General features: G+C 62.0%; 15 protein-coding genes. 12 read left to right on the top strand and 3 right to left on the bottom strand.

The window, feature by feature from the left end; translation table 11 throughout:
• Position 1: 1 nt before the first annotated feature.
• From HLG82_RS02800 to deoC, 10 genes are all read left to right on the top strand, one after another.
• Positions 2-1273 (top strand): YihY/virulence factor BrkB family protein, encoded by a 1272-nt coding sequence (locus HLG82_RS02800; RefSeq protein ID WP_193327213.1) that lies wholly within the window; start codon positions 2-4, stop codon positions 1271-1273.
• Positions 1270-2349: a mannose-1-phosphate guanylyltransferase gene (locus HLG82_RS02805; protein WP_193327214.1), complete on the top strand. Its 1080-nt coding sequence runs from the start codon at positions 1270-1272 to the stop codon at positions 2347-2349. The genes HLG82_RS02800 and HLG82_RS02805 overlap by 4 nt, the downstream gene beginning before the upstream one ends.
• Before the next feature lie 170 nt (positions 2350-2519).
• On the top strand, positions 2520-3611 hold the full coding sequence (locus tag HLG82_RS02810) for a BMP family lipoprotein (protein ID WP_193327215.1): 1092 nt from the start codon (positions 2520-2522) through the stop codon (positions 3609-3611).
• Between the two features lie 84 nt (positions 3612-3695).
• Entirely contained in the window at positions 3696-5240 is a 1545-nt protein-coding gene (locus HLG82_RS02815; protein ID WP_193327216.1) for an ABC transporter ATP-binding protein, read from the top strand.
• A gap of 47 nt (positions 5241-5287) precedes the next feature.
• Positions 5288-6556 carry an ABC transporter permease gene (locus tag HLG82_RS02820; protein WP_246462451.1) on the top strand — a complete coding sequence of 423 codons (1269 nt, stop codon included), beginning with the start codon at positions 5288-5290 and terminating at the stop codon, positions 6554-6556.
• 2 nt (positions 6557-6558) lie between these two features.
• Positions 6559-7875 (top strand): ABC transporter permease, encoded by a 1317-nt coding sequence (locus tag HLG82_RS02825; RefSeq protein WP_193327218.1) that lies wholly within the window; start codon positions 6559-6561, stop codon positions 7873-7875.
• On the top strand, positions 7875-8312 hold the full coding sequence (locus HLG82_RS02830) for a cytidine deaminase (protein WP_193327219.1): 438 nt from the start codon (positions 7875-7877) through the stop codon (positions 8310-8312). Before HLG82_RS02825 ends, HLG82_RS02830 begins: the two co-directional genes overlap by 1 nt.
• A 15-nt stretch (positions 8313-8327) precedes the next feature.
• Positions 8328-9614 (top strand): thymidine phosphorylase, encoded by a 1287-nt coding sequence (locus tag HLG82_RS02835; protein ID WP_193327220.1) that lies wholly within the window; start codon positions 8328-8330, stop codon positions 9612-9614.
• Positions 9614-10327 carry a hypothetical protein gene (locus tag HLG82_RS02840; protein ID WP_193327221.1) on the top strand — a complete coding sequence of 238 codons (714 nt, stop codon included), beginning with the start codon at positions 9614-9616 and terminating at the stop codon, positions 10325-10327. The genes HLG82_RS02835 and HLG82_RS02840 overlap by 1 nt, the downstream gene beginning before the upstream one ends.
• A gap of 8 nt (positions 10328-10335) precedes the next feature.
• A complete protein-coding gene (gene deoC / locus HLG82_RS02845; RefSeq protein ID WP_193327222.1) occupies positions 10336-10989 on the top strand; it encodes a deoxyribose-phosphate aldolase in 654 nt (217 codons plus the stop codon).
• Between the two features lie 244 nt (positions 10990-11233).
• Here deoC and HLG82_RS02850 read toward each other — a convergent pair whose 3' ends face one another.
• Both HLG82_RS02850 and HLG82_RS02855 read right to left on the bottom strand, forming a co-directional pair.
• A complete protein-coding gene (locus HLG82_RS02850; protein WP_193327223.1) occupies positions 11234-12916 on the bottom strand; it encodes a phospho-sugar mutase in 1683 nt (560 codons plus the stop codon).
• Positions 12917-13723 carry a purine-nucleoside phosphorylase gene (locus HLG82_RS02855; protein WP_193327224.1) on the bottom strand — a complete coding sequence of 269 codons (807 nt, stop codon included), beginning with the start codon at positions 13721-13723 and terminating at the stop codon, positions 12917-12919.
• Positions 13724-13927: 204 nt separating this feature from the next.
• Between HLG82_RS02855 and HLG82_RS02860 the strand changes: the two genes are divergently transcribed.
• The gene (locus HLG82_RS02860) at positions 13928-14704 is read left to right on the top strand and encodes an LOG family protein (protein ID WP_193327225.1); all 777 of its coding nucleotides are present in this window, start codon (positions 13928-13930) and stop codon (positions 14702-14704) included.
• Between the two features lie 110 nt (positions 14705-14814).
• Positions 14815-14985, top strand: coding sequence for a DUF3117 domain-containing protein (locus HLG82_RS02865; RefSeq protein ID WP_193327226.1), 171 nt, complete (start codon positions 14815-14817; stop codon positions 14983-14985).
• Here the strand turns inward: HLG82_RS02865 and HLG82_RS02870 are convergent.
• Positions 14982-15611, bottom strand: coding sequence for an O-methyltransferase (locus HLG82_RS02870; protein ID WP_193327227.1), 630 nt, complete (start codon positions 15609-15611; stop codon positions 14982-14984). The two genes, HLG82_RS02865 and HLG82_RS02870, sit on opposite strands and share 4 nt — an antisense overlap.
• Between the last annotated feature and the right edge of the window lie 65 nt (positions 15612-15676).

The following is a 15676-nucleotide window of genomic DNA, read 5'->3' on the forward strand; positions in this document are numbered from 1 at the left end:
CATGGCTCAGACCGTGGAGATTAAGAAAAAGGAAGGCAAGCCGCCCGCGGTGGTCACGAAGGCCACGCGCGCGCTCGCCTGGATCATGAACCTGCGCATCGTGCGCGCCTTCCAGCGTTATGGCATGGTGCGCGGCGCACAGATGTCCGGAGGCATCGCCTATTCGGCGCTCTTCACGATCGCCGGCGCGCTCACTATCGGCCTGAGTGCCTTCTCCTACACACTGGGGGGAAACGCGAAGCTACGCGAGGGGCTCTTTGCCTCGATCGACTCGGCGTTGCCGGGCGTGCTCATCACGGCGGACAACCCCAACGCCCTGCTCGACCCGAACGACCTCATCGTTGATGACCCGTTTAACCTTGCCACCTTCATCGCCTTGCTGGTCTTCCTGTGGTCCTCCATTGGCCTGATGGGCGGCCTGGCGATGACGATCCAGTCGATGTTTGGCATCGTCGCTGTCCCGCGCAACCCGGTGGCCACCAAGCTCTTGAACCTCTCGGGCTTCATCGTCCTGTGCCTGGGTGTGCTGTCGACGACCGTCCTCGTCTCCCTCACCCGCCTCTTTAGCGACTGGCTCTTCGGCTTCCTCGGAATCTCGGGCGCCGTGGGAGCCTTCTTCGTGACCGCCGGATCCTACCTCGTGGCCTTCGTGATCGATGCGGCCGTGGTGATCTATCTCATCCGCGTCATGTCCGGAGTGCGCGCCCCGGCCAAGGATCTGCTCATCGGGGGCGCGGTTGCGGCCCTCGGCTCGGGAATCCTGCGCTACCTTGGCACCTCGGCGGTCGGTTCTGTCACCAACAACCCGCTGTTGGCCGGATTCGCCGCGATTGTGACCATCCTTCTATGGATCAACTTCCTTGCCCGGCTCCTGCTTGTCGCCGCATGCGTGACGGCAAACCCACCGGCCCCCTCCGGGCCCACCCCCTCCCAGCTCGAGCACTTGGAAGAGAGCCCGAACTACGTCACCGAGTCCGAGCCCGACACCAAGCGATGGGTGCACGATCCACGCTCGGGCATTATCGCCCCCGATCCGCCTGAGCCCGAGGCCGAAGTGGCCCCCGAGTGGAGCGGCTGGAAAGCGGCTCGCGCACGGAAGCGGATCGAGGCCGCCGAACAGGCCAAGGTGGAGGCCGAGGCCCAGCTGGCCATCGCCGAGGACGCCTACCGCCGTGGCGCTTGGGACGCCTTCTACGCCCGCACCCGCTACACCACCAACGCCAAGAACGCGGCCGTCAAACGCGGCGACGTCGTTATCAAGGACAAGTCATGATCCATGCCATCATCCCCGCCGGCGGCGCCGGCACGAGGCTCTGGCCGCTCTCCCGGCGCGACCAGCCTAAGTTCCTCTCCGACCTGACGGGCACCGGACGTACGCTCATCCAAGCGACCGTCGATCGGCTTGCGCCCGTGGCCACAACGACCACCGTCGTCACCGGCGTCGCACACCGCGACGCCGTCGCCGCTCAGCTTCCCGAGGTCAGCCCCGAGCGCATCATCACCGAGCCCTCGCCTCGTGACTCCATGGCCGCGATTGCGCTCGCCGCCGCCGTCATTGCCCAGCGCGAGGGCGACGTCGTCGTCGGATCGTTCGCTGCCGACCATCTCGTGCGAGATACGCCGGCCTTCCACGCGGCGGTCCGGGAGGCCGAACGCGCCGCTGAGCTCGGCTACCTCGTCACGATCGGCATCACGCCCGACCACCCGGCCACCGGCTTCGGCTACATTCACGAGGCCGAGCTCATCGACGGCACAGGCCAGGCCCGTCACGTGCGATCCTTCGTTGAAAAGCCGGACGCGGCGAGGGCCACCGACTACCTCGCTACGGGCGAATACCGGTGGAACGCGGGCATGTTCGTTGCCAAGACCTCCGTTCTGCTCGGTGCACTGGCCCGCTTCGAGCGCGAGCTGCACGACGGCGTCGTGGAGATCGCCCGCGGGTATGATGGGCCGGGGCGGCAGGTGGCGATGGAGCGGATCTGGCCGACGCTCAAGAAGATTGCCATCGACCACGCGATTGCCGAACCGCTGGCGCGTGCCGGGGGAGTGGCCGTGGTGCCCGTCGAGATGGGCTGGTCCGACGTCGGCGACTATGCTTCGTTGCGTGACGTGTTGCCGGAGGGCCAGGTGCAGGTCGCGCCCGGAGGCAGCCTGCAACCCGTGTTTTCCATTGACTCGCAGGGGGCGCTGGTGTACACGCACTCGAAGCCGATCGCGGTTTTGGGGCTTGAGGACGCCGTCGTCGTGGAAACTGATAATGTGATCCTCGTCACAAAACGGGAGTGTTCGCAACGAGTGAAAGCTATCGTAGACGCCGTTTCTCACGCCGGGCTTGACGAAATTCGTTAATTTCACACGATCCTATAGTTATAAGTGTGTGAAGCTGAACTGTTAAATGGCAATATCACGAAATGGTTACAAGGGAAACAGTCCATGCGACATTTCGTTAAACACGCGCTAAAGTTGTTGTGATCACTGCAGAGGAGCAGTGAAGCAGACCATTTACGAAGGAGTAACCCGTGAGGAATTTCAAGAAGTTTGCAGCTGTTGCCGCTGCAACTGCTCTTGCACTCAGCGCATGTTCGAACGGCGCCGACGGTGGCAAGAGCACCGCCAGTGGCGAAGCTAAGAAGGACTTCAAGGCATGCCTCGTGTCCGATGCTGGCGGCTGGGACGACCACTCGTTCAACGAGTCCGCTAAGAAGGGTCTTGATGAGGCGGTAAAGGAATACGGCATCAAGTTCAATACTGCTGAGTCCAAGAACGACAACGATTTTGCGCCGAACACCAAGGCCATGGTCGACGACGGCTGTAACCTTATTATCGGCGTGGGCTTTAAGCTCAACTCGGCCACTGCAACCGAGGCCAATAACAACAAGGATCTCAAGTTCGCCCTCGTCGATTCCGTCTTCACCGACAAGGAATTCAAGCCGCTTAAGCTGGACAACGGCCGCCCGCTCCTGTTCAACACCCAGGAAGCAGCCTACCTCGCAGGCTACGTAGCTGCTGGTATGTCCAAGACTGGCAAGGTCGGCACCTTCGGCGGCATCTCCATCCCGTCGGTGACCATCTTCATGGACGGTTTCGTGGACGGTGTGAAGGCCTATAACGAGGCCAAGGGCAAGGACGTGAAGGTGCTCGGCTGGGACAAGGCCACCCAGGTCGGTGACTTCACCCAGACCTTCGACGACGTCCAGCTCGGCAAGAGCCACGCTCAGCAGATGATCGACCAAGGCGTCGACGTCATCATGCCGGTCGCCGGCCCGGTCGGCGCAGGCGCTGCCCAGGCTGCCAAGGCCACTGGCAAAGCCGTCATCATCGGTGTTGACTCGGATTGGTATGAGTCCTACGCAGATTACAAGGATCTCATCTTGACCTCTGTTGAGAAGGGCATCGCCGCTTCAGTCAAGGACACCATCAAGGCCGTGATCGACAATAAGTTCTCGGCAGATCCGTACATCGGAACCATCGCCAACGGCGGTGTCTCGCTCTCGCCGTTCCACGATTTCGATTCGAAGGTTCCGGCCGACCTGAAGAAGGAAGTCAAGGATCTCGAAGCGAAGATCAAGTCCGGCGAGCTGAAGGTTGAATCGCCGTCGGCAAACAAGTAATCCATTTCCACACACAGGGAAATATCGTTAGGGCCCAGCCGGTGGCTGGGCCCTAACAAATGAAAGACATGAAGGCGGAGAGCAATGAAGCTTGAATTACGAGGGATTACGAAGCGGTTCGGACCTCTCGTTGCCAATGACTCGATCAACCTAGAGATCGGAGAGGGGCGTATCCACGCCCTACTTGGCGAAAATGGTGCGGGAAAATCTACCCTGATGAACGTGCTGTATGGCTTGTATGAGCCAGACGGCGGACAGATCTTAATCGACGACGTGCCGGTTACCTTTAACGGCCCCGGAGATGCGGTTGCGGCTGGAATTGGCATGGTGCATCAGCACTTCATGCTCGTGCCCGTGTTTACCGTGGCAGAGTCGATTGCGCTGGGCTATGAGCCGACGAACTCCCTTGGCATCATCGATCGGAAGGCAGCGGCGCAGAAAGTAAAGGAAGTATCCTCTCGTTTCGGTTTTAATCTCGACCCGAAGGCGCTGATTGAGGACCTGACCGTCGGTGCTCAACAGCGCGTGGAAATCGTCAAGGCGCTTTCGCGCGACGCTAAGGTCTTGATCCTCGACGAGCCGACCGCGGTGCTCACCCCGCAAGAGACCGACGAGCTGATGGCCATCATGCGTCAGCTCGCCGACGCCGGCACCTCGATCGTCTTTATTACGCACAAGCTCCGCGAGGTACGTGCAGTGGCGGACGACATCACTGTCATTCGCCGCGGCAGGGTGGTCGGGGAGGCCGATCCGAGGTCCTCTGAGGCAGATCTGGCCACGATGATGGTCGGCCGTCCGGTCATGATGAAGGTGGAAAAGGACGCACCAAAGCTCGGCGAAGTCGGCCTGAAGTTCAAAGATGTCACGCTGCTAGGCGAAGGCGGCCAGCACATCCTCGATCACGTGAGCTTCGATATTCGGCGCGGCGAAGTGCTCGCAGTCGCAGGCGTTCAGGGCAACGGACAAACTGAGCTTGCGGAGGCCGTTCTCGGTTTGGTGACGCCGGACGGCGGCAAGATCGAGCTCGACGGCAAGTCGATCAGCGGGCAGAGCGTCCGCCATATTATCGATAGTGGCGTCGGTTTCATCCCCGAGGATCGCACGAAGGACGGCGCGATCGCCTCCTTCTCCATCGCGGAGAACCTCATTATCGACCAGTATCGGAACGCGCCGTTCGCTTCTGGCCCGGCAATGCACCCGGCGGCAGTCCTGGACAACGCCAACCGACTCGCAGAAGAGTTCGACATTCGCCTGACGCGAATCACGGACCCTATCGCAACGCTCTCGGGAGGAAATGCCCAGAAAGTGGTTGTGGCACGCGAGCTGTCGCGCGATCTGCGCCTTTTCGTGGCCAATCAGCCGACACGCGGCGTCGATGTGGGCTCGATCGAGTTTATTCACAAGCGCATTATCGAAGAACGCGACTCGGGCACCCCGGTTCTTCTTGTCTCATCTGAACTCGATGAAGTCGTGGCACTAGCTGATCGCATTGCTGTCATGTACCGCGGAAGCATTATTGGCATCGTTCCAGCCGATACGCCTCGTGGCGTTCTCGGGTTGATGATGGCAGGTGTCCCTCAGGATGAGGCTCTTGCTTCGAGTGATGCACAAGTCTCGGAGGTGAACTAATGGGTAAGTCACAGAATTCTGCAGGGCTCGGCGGCTGGCTGCGTGCGATGGTGCACTCGGCACCACGTTCCGGGTGGCTCGTTGGAATCCTTGCCGTGATTATTGCCTTTGCAATCGGAGCTGTATTCATTCTTATTGCGGGCGCATCGGTGAGCGCGGCTTACGATGCCATGTTCAAAGGCGCAATTTTCAACTACGACGTCGTGAACACCCGCGGCTTCATGGTGGCGATTCGCCCATTTACCGACTCGCTGTTCTTCGCGACGCCGCTGATCATGGCCGGTCTTGGCCTGGCCTTTGGCTTCCGTGCGGGTCTGTTTAACATTGGCGGCGCAGGTCAGATCATGTTCGGCTCGTTGGCGGCAATCTGGGTGGCGTTTAAGCTGGACCTTCCGTTCGGATTGCACACGTTGGTGGCGCTCGTGGCCGCGGCGATGGCCGGTGGCTTGTACGCAGGCATCGCAGGCTTCTTGAAGGCGCGTACGGGTGCGAACGAAGTGATCGTGACGATCATGTTGAACCAGATCGCGATCCTTGCAATGGCCTACACGCTGTCCCTGCCGTCATGGCACCGCCCTGGCGACAACAACCCGTTGACTCCAATCGCCAAAGACACGGCCGGTTTCCCGAAGATCTTGGGAGAAGGCTTCACCCTGCACTTCGGTTTCATCCTGACCATCATCGCGGTGGTGGTTTTCTGGTGGGTTCTTGAGCGCTCCACTTTCGGCTTTGAAGTGCGTGCCGTAGGCGAAAACCCGCACGCAGCGCGCACCGCGGGTATGAACATCGGCAAGGTGACGACGCTGACGATGCTGGTGTCGGGCATCTTTGCCGGCTTGGCCGGTGCAAACGAAGCGCTAGGTACGATGTACCAACAAAACAGCGGAGTGGCATCTGGTGTGGCCGGAACCATCGGTTTTGATGCGATCACCGTTGCTCTCTTGGGGCGCAACAAGCCGTGGGGCGTGTTCTTCGCAGGTCTACTCTTCGGCGCGTTTAAGGCGGGCGGCTACAAGATGCAGGCACAGGGCGTGCCGATCGACATGATCCTCATCCTTGAGTCCGTGATCGTTCTTCTAATCGCTGCTCCTGCTCTCGTTCGTTGGCTTTTCCGCCTTCCTAAGCCGGACGGCAAGGGCCTTCGCGAACTTTTGGCGGAGATGGGTGGCACCGCCGGGGCTACTACCGCATACGCCAATGCAGGCGCGACTGCTTCTGCCACGACTTCGGCCGCCGCGCAGGAAGTGGAACAACCCAGTGACAAGGAAACTAGTGATGCCGTAGACTCCGCGGCGTCGAAGCGAGAGGAGGCGTGAGCATGACTGCTATCGATCTGACCAAGGCATCACAGGGCGCTACATCGCCTGAAGGTGACGTGAAAGAGAAAATCAGCTGGAAGTTGCCGGTTACTTTCACCTTTGCTTCACTCCTGCTGCTTTTCTTTACAACGACGGCGTCGGGCGAGACGGTATTCCGTCTCAATGACCACTATTCACACGTCGAGATTCCCGACTTCGGCGTTCCCGCCGTGATGACCCTCTCGATTCTGCTCGTCGCCACGATGGCGGCCACGCTGTGGTCCTACGTGTCCGCGGTAGCCAGGGGACGATACGGGTGCACGGGGCGGATCCTTGATGGTGTTGCCACTGCAGTGGTTGCACTCAGCGTCATCTTAGGCTTCCTCGTCTTTGCAGGCGCTGATTCGGCCGGAGCTGTCACGTTGACATCCACCCTCGCCATCACCGTCGCGATCTCGACTCCGCTGATTTTCGGATCGCTGTCGGGCGTGGTGAGCGAACGCGTCGGCGTGGTCAATATCGCTATCGAGGGCGACCTGCTCGTCGGTGCGTTCACCGGCGTGATGGTGGCCAGCTATTTCCATAGCGCCACTCTCGGGCTCATAGCGGCCCCGATCGCCGGAGCTTTCATCGGCTCTCTGCTCGCGCTGTTCTCCGTCAAATACGGCGTGGATCAGATCATCGTCGGCGTCGTCCTCAACGTGCTCGCCCTGGGCCTGACTACCTTCTTCTACGGGACGCTCATGAGTGGCGAGGGCCAGGCGGTGTTCAACACCAATCAGTACTCCCTGCACCCCATCAGGATCCCGGTTCTGGCCGATATTCCGGTGATCGGTCCGATGTTCTTCGCGCAGACGATTCTGGTCTACATCATGTACGTCATGGTGGTGTTGCTGACCATCTTCCTTTTCCGCTCCCGTTGGGGCCTGCGGATGAGGGCATGCGGCGAGCACCCGAAGGCCGCTGACACGGTCGGCATCAAGGTTAACCGCACTCGTACGCTGAACACCATTTTCGGCTCGGCGATCGCTGGTCTGGGCGGAGCCTTCTTCACCTTGGGCAACGGGCTTGGCTTTACCGAGAATATCTCGGCCGGCAACGGATACATCGCCCTCGCGGCTATGATCCTCGGAAAGTGGCATCCGCTCGGTGCGCTGGCGGCGTCGGTGATGTTCGGCTTTGCAAAGTCGGTCGCGCTGCTGATGCCGAGCCTGAACTCGGCGATTCCTTCCGAGATCGTCAACATGATCCCTTACGTGATCACGATCATCGCTGTGGCTGGCTTCGTTGGCAAGTCCAGGCCTCCGGCTGCTGAGAACATCCCTTACCTGAAGTAATGAATATCGACTGGGACGCTCTCAAAGAGCTAGCGAATGACGCAATGAAAAGCGCCTACGCCCCCTACTCGGGATATCCCGTGGGGGCGGCAGGCGTGACCACCGATGGCCGATACATCTCGGGCTGCAATGTCGAGAACGCCTCCCTCGGGCTGGGCACGTGTGCGGAGAACGGAATGATCTCCGCGCTCGTGCGCTCCGGTGGGGGACAGCTCGCTGCGGTGTGGTGCGTGAACGGTAACGGGGAGACGATCGTCCCGTGTGGACGGTGCCGTCAGTTGCTGTTCGAGTTCGGTGGGCCAGACCTGCTGGTGAACATGCCGGAAGGTGGCCCCCAGCCGATGACGTACGTGCTCCCGCAGGCCTTTGGCCCGCGCTCGCTGACCGAATTCTCTGGTAGCGCGGGTAACGTCGACCTGTCGAAAACCATTTTCTAGTGAAAGAAATCAAGCATGACTGAAAAGTTTGATGTCGTTGACATCATCCGCGCCAAGCGAAACAAGGACAAGCTCTCGCTTGACGAAATCAACTGGACTATCGACGCATACACGCGCGGCGTCGTCGGCGACGAACAGATGGCCGCACTGGCGATGGCGATCTTCCTCAACGGGATGGATCGCGAAGAGATCGCCCAATGGACCCAAGCGATGATCAACTCCGGCGAACGGATGGACTTCAAGTCTCTCGGTAAACCGACGGCGGATAAACACTCCACCGGCGGCGTCGGCGATAAGATCACCCTCCCGCTCGCACCGCTCGTCTCCGTCTACGGCGTCGCTGTTCCGCAGCTGTCGGGTCGCGGATTGGGGCACACGGGTGGCACGCTCGATAAGCTCGAGGCCATCCCCGGCTGGCGTGCGGACCTCACCAATGAAGAGATCATGCATCAGCTGGGCAAGGGCTGCGGCGCAGTCGTGTGTGCAGCGGGTTCCGGGCTCGCCCCCGCGGACAAGAAGCTGTACGCGCTGCGCGACGTCACTGCCACGGTCGATTGCATCCCGCTCATCGCCTCCTCGATCATGTCGAAGAAGATCGCGGAAGGTACCGATTCGCTCGTCCTCGACGTCAAGGTGGGATCGGGCGCCTTCATGAAGGACATCGACATGGCTCGCGAGCTCGCTCGCACCATGGTTGACCTCGGCCAGGACGCAGGTTTGATCACCACGGCGCTCCTGACCGACATGTCCACCCCGCTGGGCATGAAGGTCGGTAACGCCCCCGAGATCGAGGAATCGGTGGAGGTTCTTGCAGGTGGCGGCCCCGCCGACGTCGTCGAACTCACGCTGGCGCTCGCCCGCGAGATGCTGACAGCAGCCGGGCAGCCCGACGCCGACATCGAAGAAGCGCTCAAAGACGGGCGTGCGATGGACAAGTGGCGTGCCATGATCCGCGAGCAAGATGGCGACCCCGATGCGCCGTTGCCCGTCGCCAAGCACACCCACGACGTCCTTGCCGAGGAAGACGGCACCCTGACCAAGCTCGACGCCTTGGCGGTGGGCGTCGCGTCCTGGAGGCTCGGCGCAGGCCGTGCGTCGAAGGGTGAGGCAGTCCAGCTCGCTGCGGGTATCGAACTCTTCAAGAAGCCGGGTGACACGGTCAAGAAGGGCGAGAAGCTCATGACGTTCCACACCGACGAAGAGGGCCGTATCCCGCGCGCGCTCGAATCGCTCGAGGGCGGCATCGTCATCGGTGGCGAGTACACGGCGCGCGAATCCGTCGTCTTGGATCGCATCTCCTAGTGTATCTTTCACAGCTACTCGCGCGGCTCGCACCGCAGGTCCACACCCCGATCCAGTTTTCTTGGCCGGACGGATTCGTCGCCGAAGAATGGTTCGAGGATGACACCGCGGGCGAGCCGCTCACCGTGGGCGGCACGCTGTTGCGGCAGTCCTCGCGGCGCACGTGTGGCGCGATGGTTGCCCTCGTGAGCCGCATGATCATGGAGGAGGATTTTCGGATCGGTTTGCGCAACATTCACGACGTCGAAGCGCGCCTCTTCCGCGATCTTCGCCGTGGGGGCTTCGGGCCCATCTCGTGGCCCGCCAGCCTCGGGACGCCTCCGTGGCGGCTGGCGCACATGCTCTCCGCCCGCGCCCACGCGTGGGAGGGGGTCCCGGCCGCGTCGTATCAGAGCATGCCGGTCGATACGGGCACGGACAGCGGCAAGGCAGTCCTACAATGGGTCTGGCATGCCGTCGGCGTCGGGCTACCGGTCCCGCTATACACCGGGGGAGACATCCGCGGCGGGCTCAGCCGCGCCGTTCCCCGCCACGTCGTCCTCGCGCTTCCCGCGAAAGACGATTCACCAGAATTATCGATTTACGACCCGGGGTCGGGATATGTTTATCGCGTCCCCATTTTTTCCATGGCACAGCGGTCAACGCCGCTGCCAGCTTTCGGACACTGGACCCACCTCACGTGGGCAGTGCTTCCTCAACCAATGATGAATTAGGAGTCACCATGACTGATGTTGCAAAGATGATTGACCACACCCTCCTCAAGCCTGAGGCCACGATCGCCGACGTCGCGAAGCTCGTCGAGGAGGCCAAGGAGCTGGGTACGTACTCGGTGTGCGTTTCGCCGTCGATGCTTCCTCTTCCGGAAGACATCGAGCTTGGCGACGTGAAGCTGTGCGTGGTCGCTGGATTCCCCTCGGGCGCGGTTGCTTCGGAGATCAAGGCCGCCGAGGCGGCTCGCGCGGTGGCGGCGGGCGCCGACGAGGTCGACATGGTGATCAACATCGGCTACGCCAAGGAGCACGACTGGGACGCGCTTGGCTACGACATTGCGGTTGTCCGCGATGCGATTCCGTACGCCCTGCTGAAGGTCATCATCGAGTCCGCCGCATTGACCGACGAAGAAATCGTCGAGGCCTGCAAGTGCGCCATGGAGGCCGGAGCTGACTTCGTTAAGACCTCCACCGGCTTCCACCCCGCAGGCGGCGCTTCCACCCATGCGGTCAAGCTCATGCGCGAGACGGTGGGTGAGGAGCTCGAGGTGAAGGCTTCTGGCGGCATTCGCGACGCCGAGACCGCGAAGGCGATGATTGAGGCCGGCGCGACTCGCCTCGGCCTGTCCTCCTCGCGTGCAGTCATCGAGGGATTCGCTTCCTAAAGCTTCCCAGATGTCAGGGGGGGCGGGCGCATTGGCGTCCGCCCCTTTTTGGTTGTGCCAGCCGGCATGGAGGGTTTCAGCAGCATCACCGTCTCGCCCGGCGATCAGGCCTTGAACGAAGAGCTGTGGGGGCAACATCGCGGCCTCGCTGGCGGCCAGCAAGAAGGAACGCGGCAACAAGTAAGTCGAGGGCCTGGGAAGTAACGAACTTCCCAGGCCCTCGTGCTCGACACGTGGCCGTCGCCTACAGGGTCAGCATCTGAGAGACATCGGCCTTGAAACGTTCCATGCGCTCTGCTGCGGCTGTGCGAGCCCGCGAGAGATCCTCAGCATCTGCGACAGGCACGATAACCTCGAGGTAGCACTTCACCTTCGGCTCGGTGCCCGAGGGGCGGACAATGACGCGGTCGCCTTCAGCGGTGAGGATACGCAGGGCGTCCGTCGGGGGAAGATCGGGGCTGCCCTCCGACAGATCCTCGATCGAGGCCACAGGCACACCGATAAGCTCAGTTGGCGGCTCTTTGCGCACCTTCGCCATGGTGGCCGGGATGATCGAGAGGTCATCCACGCGGACCGTCACTGGGGCGGTCAGGTAGACTCCGTGGCGAATCGCCAGCGCGTCGAGCACGTCCTGGAGGGACTTACCTTCGGCCTTCATCTTGGCAGCCGTGATGGCCAAAACGAGAGCGGCAGAGACGCCGTCCTTGTCCTTAACCAGGTCGGGGTAGCAGCAGAAACCGATGGCTTCTTCGTAACCGAAGAGGATTTCTGGCGCGCGTGCAATCCACTTGAAGCCGGTCAGGGTCGAACGGTAGCCCAGGCCGTGATGCTTGGCGATTTGCTCGAGTAGCTGCGAGGAGACGATCGAGGACGAGAGCGTGCCCTTGCCATCCGCGGCTGCCTGGGCACCGACCTGCTCGCCCAGGATCGATCCGATCTCGTCTCCCGACAGCTGGCGCCAGCCCTCGGGCGTCGGAATTGCCGCCGAGCAACGATCGGCGTCCGGATCGGAAGCGATGATGATGTCGGCTCCGACGCGCTCGGCGACGGCGATCGCCTCGTCAAGGGCGCCGGCCTCCTCGGGGTTGGGGAAAGCAACGGTGGGGAATGCCGGGTCCGGCTCCACCTGGGAAGCAACCTCAACGACGTCGTCGAATCCGGCCGCCGTGAACAGCGGGAGGAGCAGGCTCTTGCCCACGCCATGCATGGCGGTGTAGACGATCTTCAGATCGCGCGGGCCGTCCGTGACCTTGGCGAGGGTGTCTGCAACGTAGTCGTCGACGATCGAGGCGGGAATGATATTCCAGCCGTCCTCCGCAAGCGGGACCTCGTTCGCCAGCGGAGCGGCGGCGATCTTCGCCGCGATCTCCTTATCCACCGGGGGCACGATCTGCACGCCGTTGCCGTCTGCAGCAGCGGCACGACCACCCAGGTAGACCTTGTAGCCGTTGTCCTTGGGCGGATTGTGTGATGCCGTGACCATGACGCCGGCGTCGGCGCCGTACTTGCGCACGGCGTAGGCCAAAAGCGGCGTCGGTAGCTTGGAAGGCATGAGGTGGGCGGTTCCGCCGGCGGCGGTGACGATCGCGGCGGTGTCGCGCGCAAACTCGTCCGAATGGTAGCGGGCGTCGTAGCCGATGACGACGACGAAGTCCGGGCCAACCGTTTCCTTCAGCCAGGCCACGAGTCCGGCGGCGGCACGGCGAACGACGGCCGAGTTCATGCGGTTCGGGCCAGCCTCCATCACGCCGCGCAGGCCGGCGGTGCCAAACTGCAGGGTACCGGAGAAACGATCGGCGAGATCGGCCACGGTGGCCTCATCCCCGCCCTCTGCCTTGGCGAGCAGGGCCTCGAGTTCGCCACGGTTGGCCTCGGAGGGATCTGCGGCGATCCAGGCGCGTACGTCGTCAAAAAGGGTTTGTGACATTTAAATATCCTTCGCAATCTGTTCAATGATGTCCGCGAGAAGCTGGGAAATGCGCGGGCCAGCAGCCTTGCCGGCCTCGAGCACTTCGGCGTGGTTGAGCTTTTGGGTGGCCACGCCGGCGGCCAGATTCGTCACGAGCGAGATTCCGAGGATTTCCATCCCCATCTCGCGTGCCGCGATCGCCTCGAGTGCGGTGGACATGCCCACGAGGTCGCCACCGATCGTGCGCGCCATGCGGACCTCAGCAGGGGTCTCGTAGTGCGGGCCGGAGAATTGGACGTAAACGCCCTCCGGCAGGCTCGGGTCAATGTCGTGAGCAATCCCGCGCAGGCGGGACGAATAAAGGTCCGTGAGGTCCACAAAAGTGGCTCCCTCGAGCGGAGAAGTAGCGGTGAGGTTGATGTGATCGTTGATGAGGACGGCGCTACCGGGGCCGGTCTCCTCACGAGTGGAACCGCACCCGTTGGTCAGGATGCATACCTTGGCTCCGGCCGCGGCGGCGGTGCGTACGCCGTGGGCGACGGCGCGCACGCCTTTGCCTTCGTAGTAGTGGGTTCGCGCGCCCAGGACGAGGGCATGCTTGCCGTTCTTGAGCTTGATGGAGGTGAGTTTGCCTCCATGGCCGGCCACGGCGGACTTGGAAAATCCTGGGATCTCTTCGGCGGGAACCTCTGCGAGGACCTCTCCAATGAGATCTGCTGCTCCGCCCCACCCGGAACCGAGGGTCAATGCAATATCGTGCGTGTCAACGCCCGTCACGGCGGCGATCTTTGCCGCCGCTTCGCGGGCCAAATCCATATAATCCATGCCGAATAGTTTAGCGCAGATACATGCCCCAAGACGTAGGGAAAGTCAGGCGCGGCAAGATTGTCCCGGCCGGCCCGACGCACGGCCGGCCCGACGCACAGCCGGCCCGACGCACGGCCAGCCTTGAGAAACGCCCCGGCCAGAGCCTAGCCGCGCCACGGCCTGTTCGCCTGCTGTTCACCCGACACCGGGTACCCTTGGCCTATGGCAAAGAAGACACGAGATTATCAAAAGGGACCCGTCACGCTCCGTGGCAAGCAGATTCCCGACACCACCACTGACGCCCGCCTCCTGCGCTCTTTCCAGGACCCGTCATTCATCCATTCAGACCCGTGGCGCATCCTGCGCATCCAGGCAGAATTCGTTGAAGGCTTTGGCGCGCTCGCTGACCTCGGCCCGGCCATTTCGATCTTTGGTTCGGCCCGTACGGCCCCCGGCACTCCGGCCTACGAGACGGCGGCGGAGATCGCGCGCCAACTGGTCGCCCACAACTACGCGATCATCACGGGTGGCGGGCCCGGCATTATGGAAGCGGGCAACAAGGGCGCCCACGAGGCCGGGGGACCCTCCGTCGGCCTCGGCATCGAATTGCCCTTCGAGCAGGGCATGAATGACTACGTCGACTTAGGGGTGGACTTCCGCTATTTCTTCGTGCGGAAGATGATGTTCGTCAAGTACTCCCTGGGATTCATCGTCATGCCCGGCGGCTTCGGCACCATGGACGAACTCTTCGAGGCACTCACGCTCGTGCAGACCCATAAGGTCTCCGGCTTCCCCGTCGTGCTCGTGGGAACTGAATACTGGAAGGGCCTGGTGGAGTGGATTAACAAGACGCTCCTTGCCGAGGGCTACATCTCCGCCGGGGACCAGAACATCTTTACCCTTGTTGATACTGCTGAGGAGGCGGTGGCGGCAGTTCTCGACGGTGTGCACAGGCTCGCCGAAGAAAAGCGGGCGGATGACGTCGTCGAACAAGACTAGCGCCGTGAGCACAGCTCCGCCAGGAAAATTCGCGGAGCACTGACGAAAAAGGGGAACTCGCGTAGAATAAGGAGCGTGGGCACACAGGTGCCTCGGAAGGAGAAGAATCCATGGCAGCCATGAAACCGCGGACGGGCGATGGGCCGCTCGAGGCCGAGCGTGACATCCACGGCACGACTTTGAGGATGCCGTTGGAAGGCGGAGGCCGCCTCGTCCTCGAACTGAACGACGACGAAGTCAAGTCACTTCACGAGGTTCTCGATCAGCTTCTCAAGCTCTAGAGCTTGACGCTCATCAACACCCCGTCACCCAGGGGAATGAGGCTGGAGACTAGGTCTTCAGCCTCTATCAGTTCCTGACCCAAGTTTCGCAACGCCACCGTCGCCTCGTCGCGGCGAGCAGGGTCAGCTACACGATCCGAATTCAGCGCATGAGCGAGCACCAGGGTGCCACCTGGGCGCAGCATGCGAAGAGCCTCAGCGACGTCGCCAGCCGCCTCGGCCGGATCGGCGTCGACCAGCACGAGATCGTAGGAACGTGAGGCGAGGCGCGGAAGCATGTCGGCGCTACGGCCGTTGATCAAGCGGTAACGTCCGGGCCGGATGCGTGCGGCAGAAAGATTTTCGCGTGCGAAGTTCTGCGCCTCAGAATCAACGTCGATCGAGGTCAGCACCGAATCGGCGGAGGCCGCCAGCAGGTAGAGGGCGGACAGGCCCGTGCCCGTCCCGATTTCCGCGATGTTCTTCACGCCACCACGGGCAGCTAGGGCCGTCAAGAAGCGGCCGGTGGCCGCAGATAGGGCCTCAATGCCAAGCTCCGCCGCGTGCAGGCGTGCCTGCGTCATGAGGTCCGCCTCGCCTACGATGTGCTCCGCGTAGGTCCAGGACTGGGCCTTATCCACTGCCATGAATTCTCCCTTGAGGTTGGTGTGCTGCATATATGGTACGTGTTTGTGCACGAAAAATGGGCCAG

Origin of the sequence: Trueperella pecoris (assembly GCF_014926385.1) — a bacterium.
GTDB lineage: Bacteria > Actinomycetota > Actinomycetes > Actinomycetales > Actinomycetaceae > Trueperella > Trueperella pecoris.

Excerpts from the sequence above, each read along its gene's own strand:
- HLG82_RS02800 (WP_193327213.1), top strand. The coding sequence starts at position 2 with ATGGCTCAGACCGTGGAGATTAAGAAAAAGGAAGGCAAGCCGCCCGCG.
- HLG82_RS02805 (WP_193327214.1), top strand. The coding sequence starts at position 1,270 with ATGATCCATGCCATCATCCCCGCCGGCGGCGCCGGCACGAGGCTCTGG.
- HLG82_RS02815 (WP_193327216.1), top strand. The coding sequence starts at position 3,696 with ATGAAGCTTGAATTACGAGGGATTACGAAGCGGTTCGGACCTCTCGTT.
- HLG82_RS02820 (WP_246462451.1), top strand. The coding sequence starts at position 5,288 with ATGGTGCACTCGGCACCACGTTCCGGGTGGCTCGTTGGAATCCTTGCC.
- HLG82_RS02825 (WP_193327218.1), top strand. The coding sequence starts at position 6,559 with ATGACTGCTATCGATCTGACCAAGGCATCACAGGGCGCTACATCGCCT.
- HLG82_RS02830 (WP_193327219.1), top strand. The coding sequence starts at position 7,875 with ATGAATATCGACTGGGACGCTCTCAAAGAGCTAGCGAATGACGCAATG.
- HLG82_RS02835 (WP_193327220.1), top strand. The coding sequence starts at position 8,328 with ATGACTGAAAAGTTTGATGTCGTTGACATCATCCGCGCCAAGCGAAAC.
- deoC (WP_193327222.1), top strand. The coding sequence starts at position 10,336 with ATGACTGATGTTGCAAAGATGATTGACCACACCCTCCTCAAGCCTGAG.
- HLG82_RS02850 (WP_193327223.1), bottom strand. The coding sequence starts at position 12,916 with ATGTCACAAACCCTTTTTGACGACGTACGCGCCTGGATCGCCGCAGAT.
- HLG82_RS02855 (WP_193327224.1), bottom strand. The coding sequence starts at position 13,723 with ATGGATTATATGGATTTGGCCCGCGAAGCGGCGGCAAAGATCGCCGCC.
- HLG82_RS02860 (WP_193327225.1), top strand. The coding sequence starts at position 13,928 with ATGGCAAAGAAGACACGAGATTATCAAAAGGGACCCGTCACGCTCCGT.
- HLG82_RS02865 (WP_193327226.1), top strand. The coding sequence starts at position 14,815 with ATGGCAGCCATGAAACCGCGGACGGGCGATGGGCCGCTCGAGGCCGAG.
- HLG82_RS02870 (WP_193327227.1), bottom strand. The coding sequence starts at position 15,611 with ATGGCAGTGGATAAGGCCCAGTCCTGGACCTACGCGGAGCACATCGTA.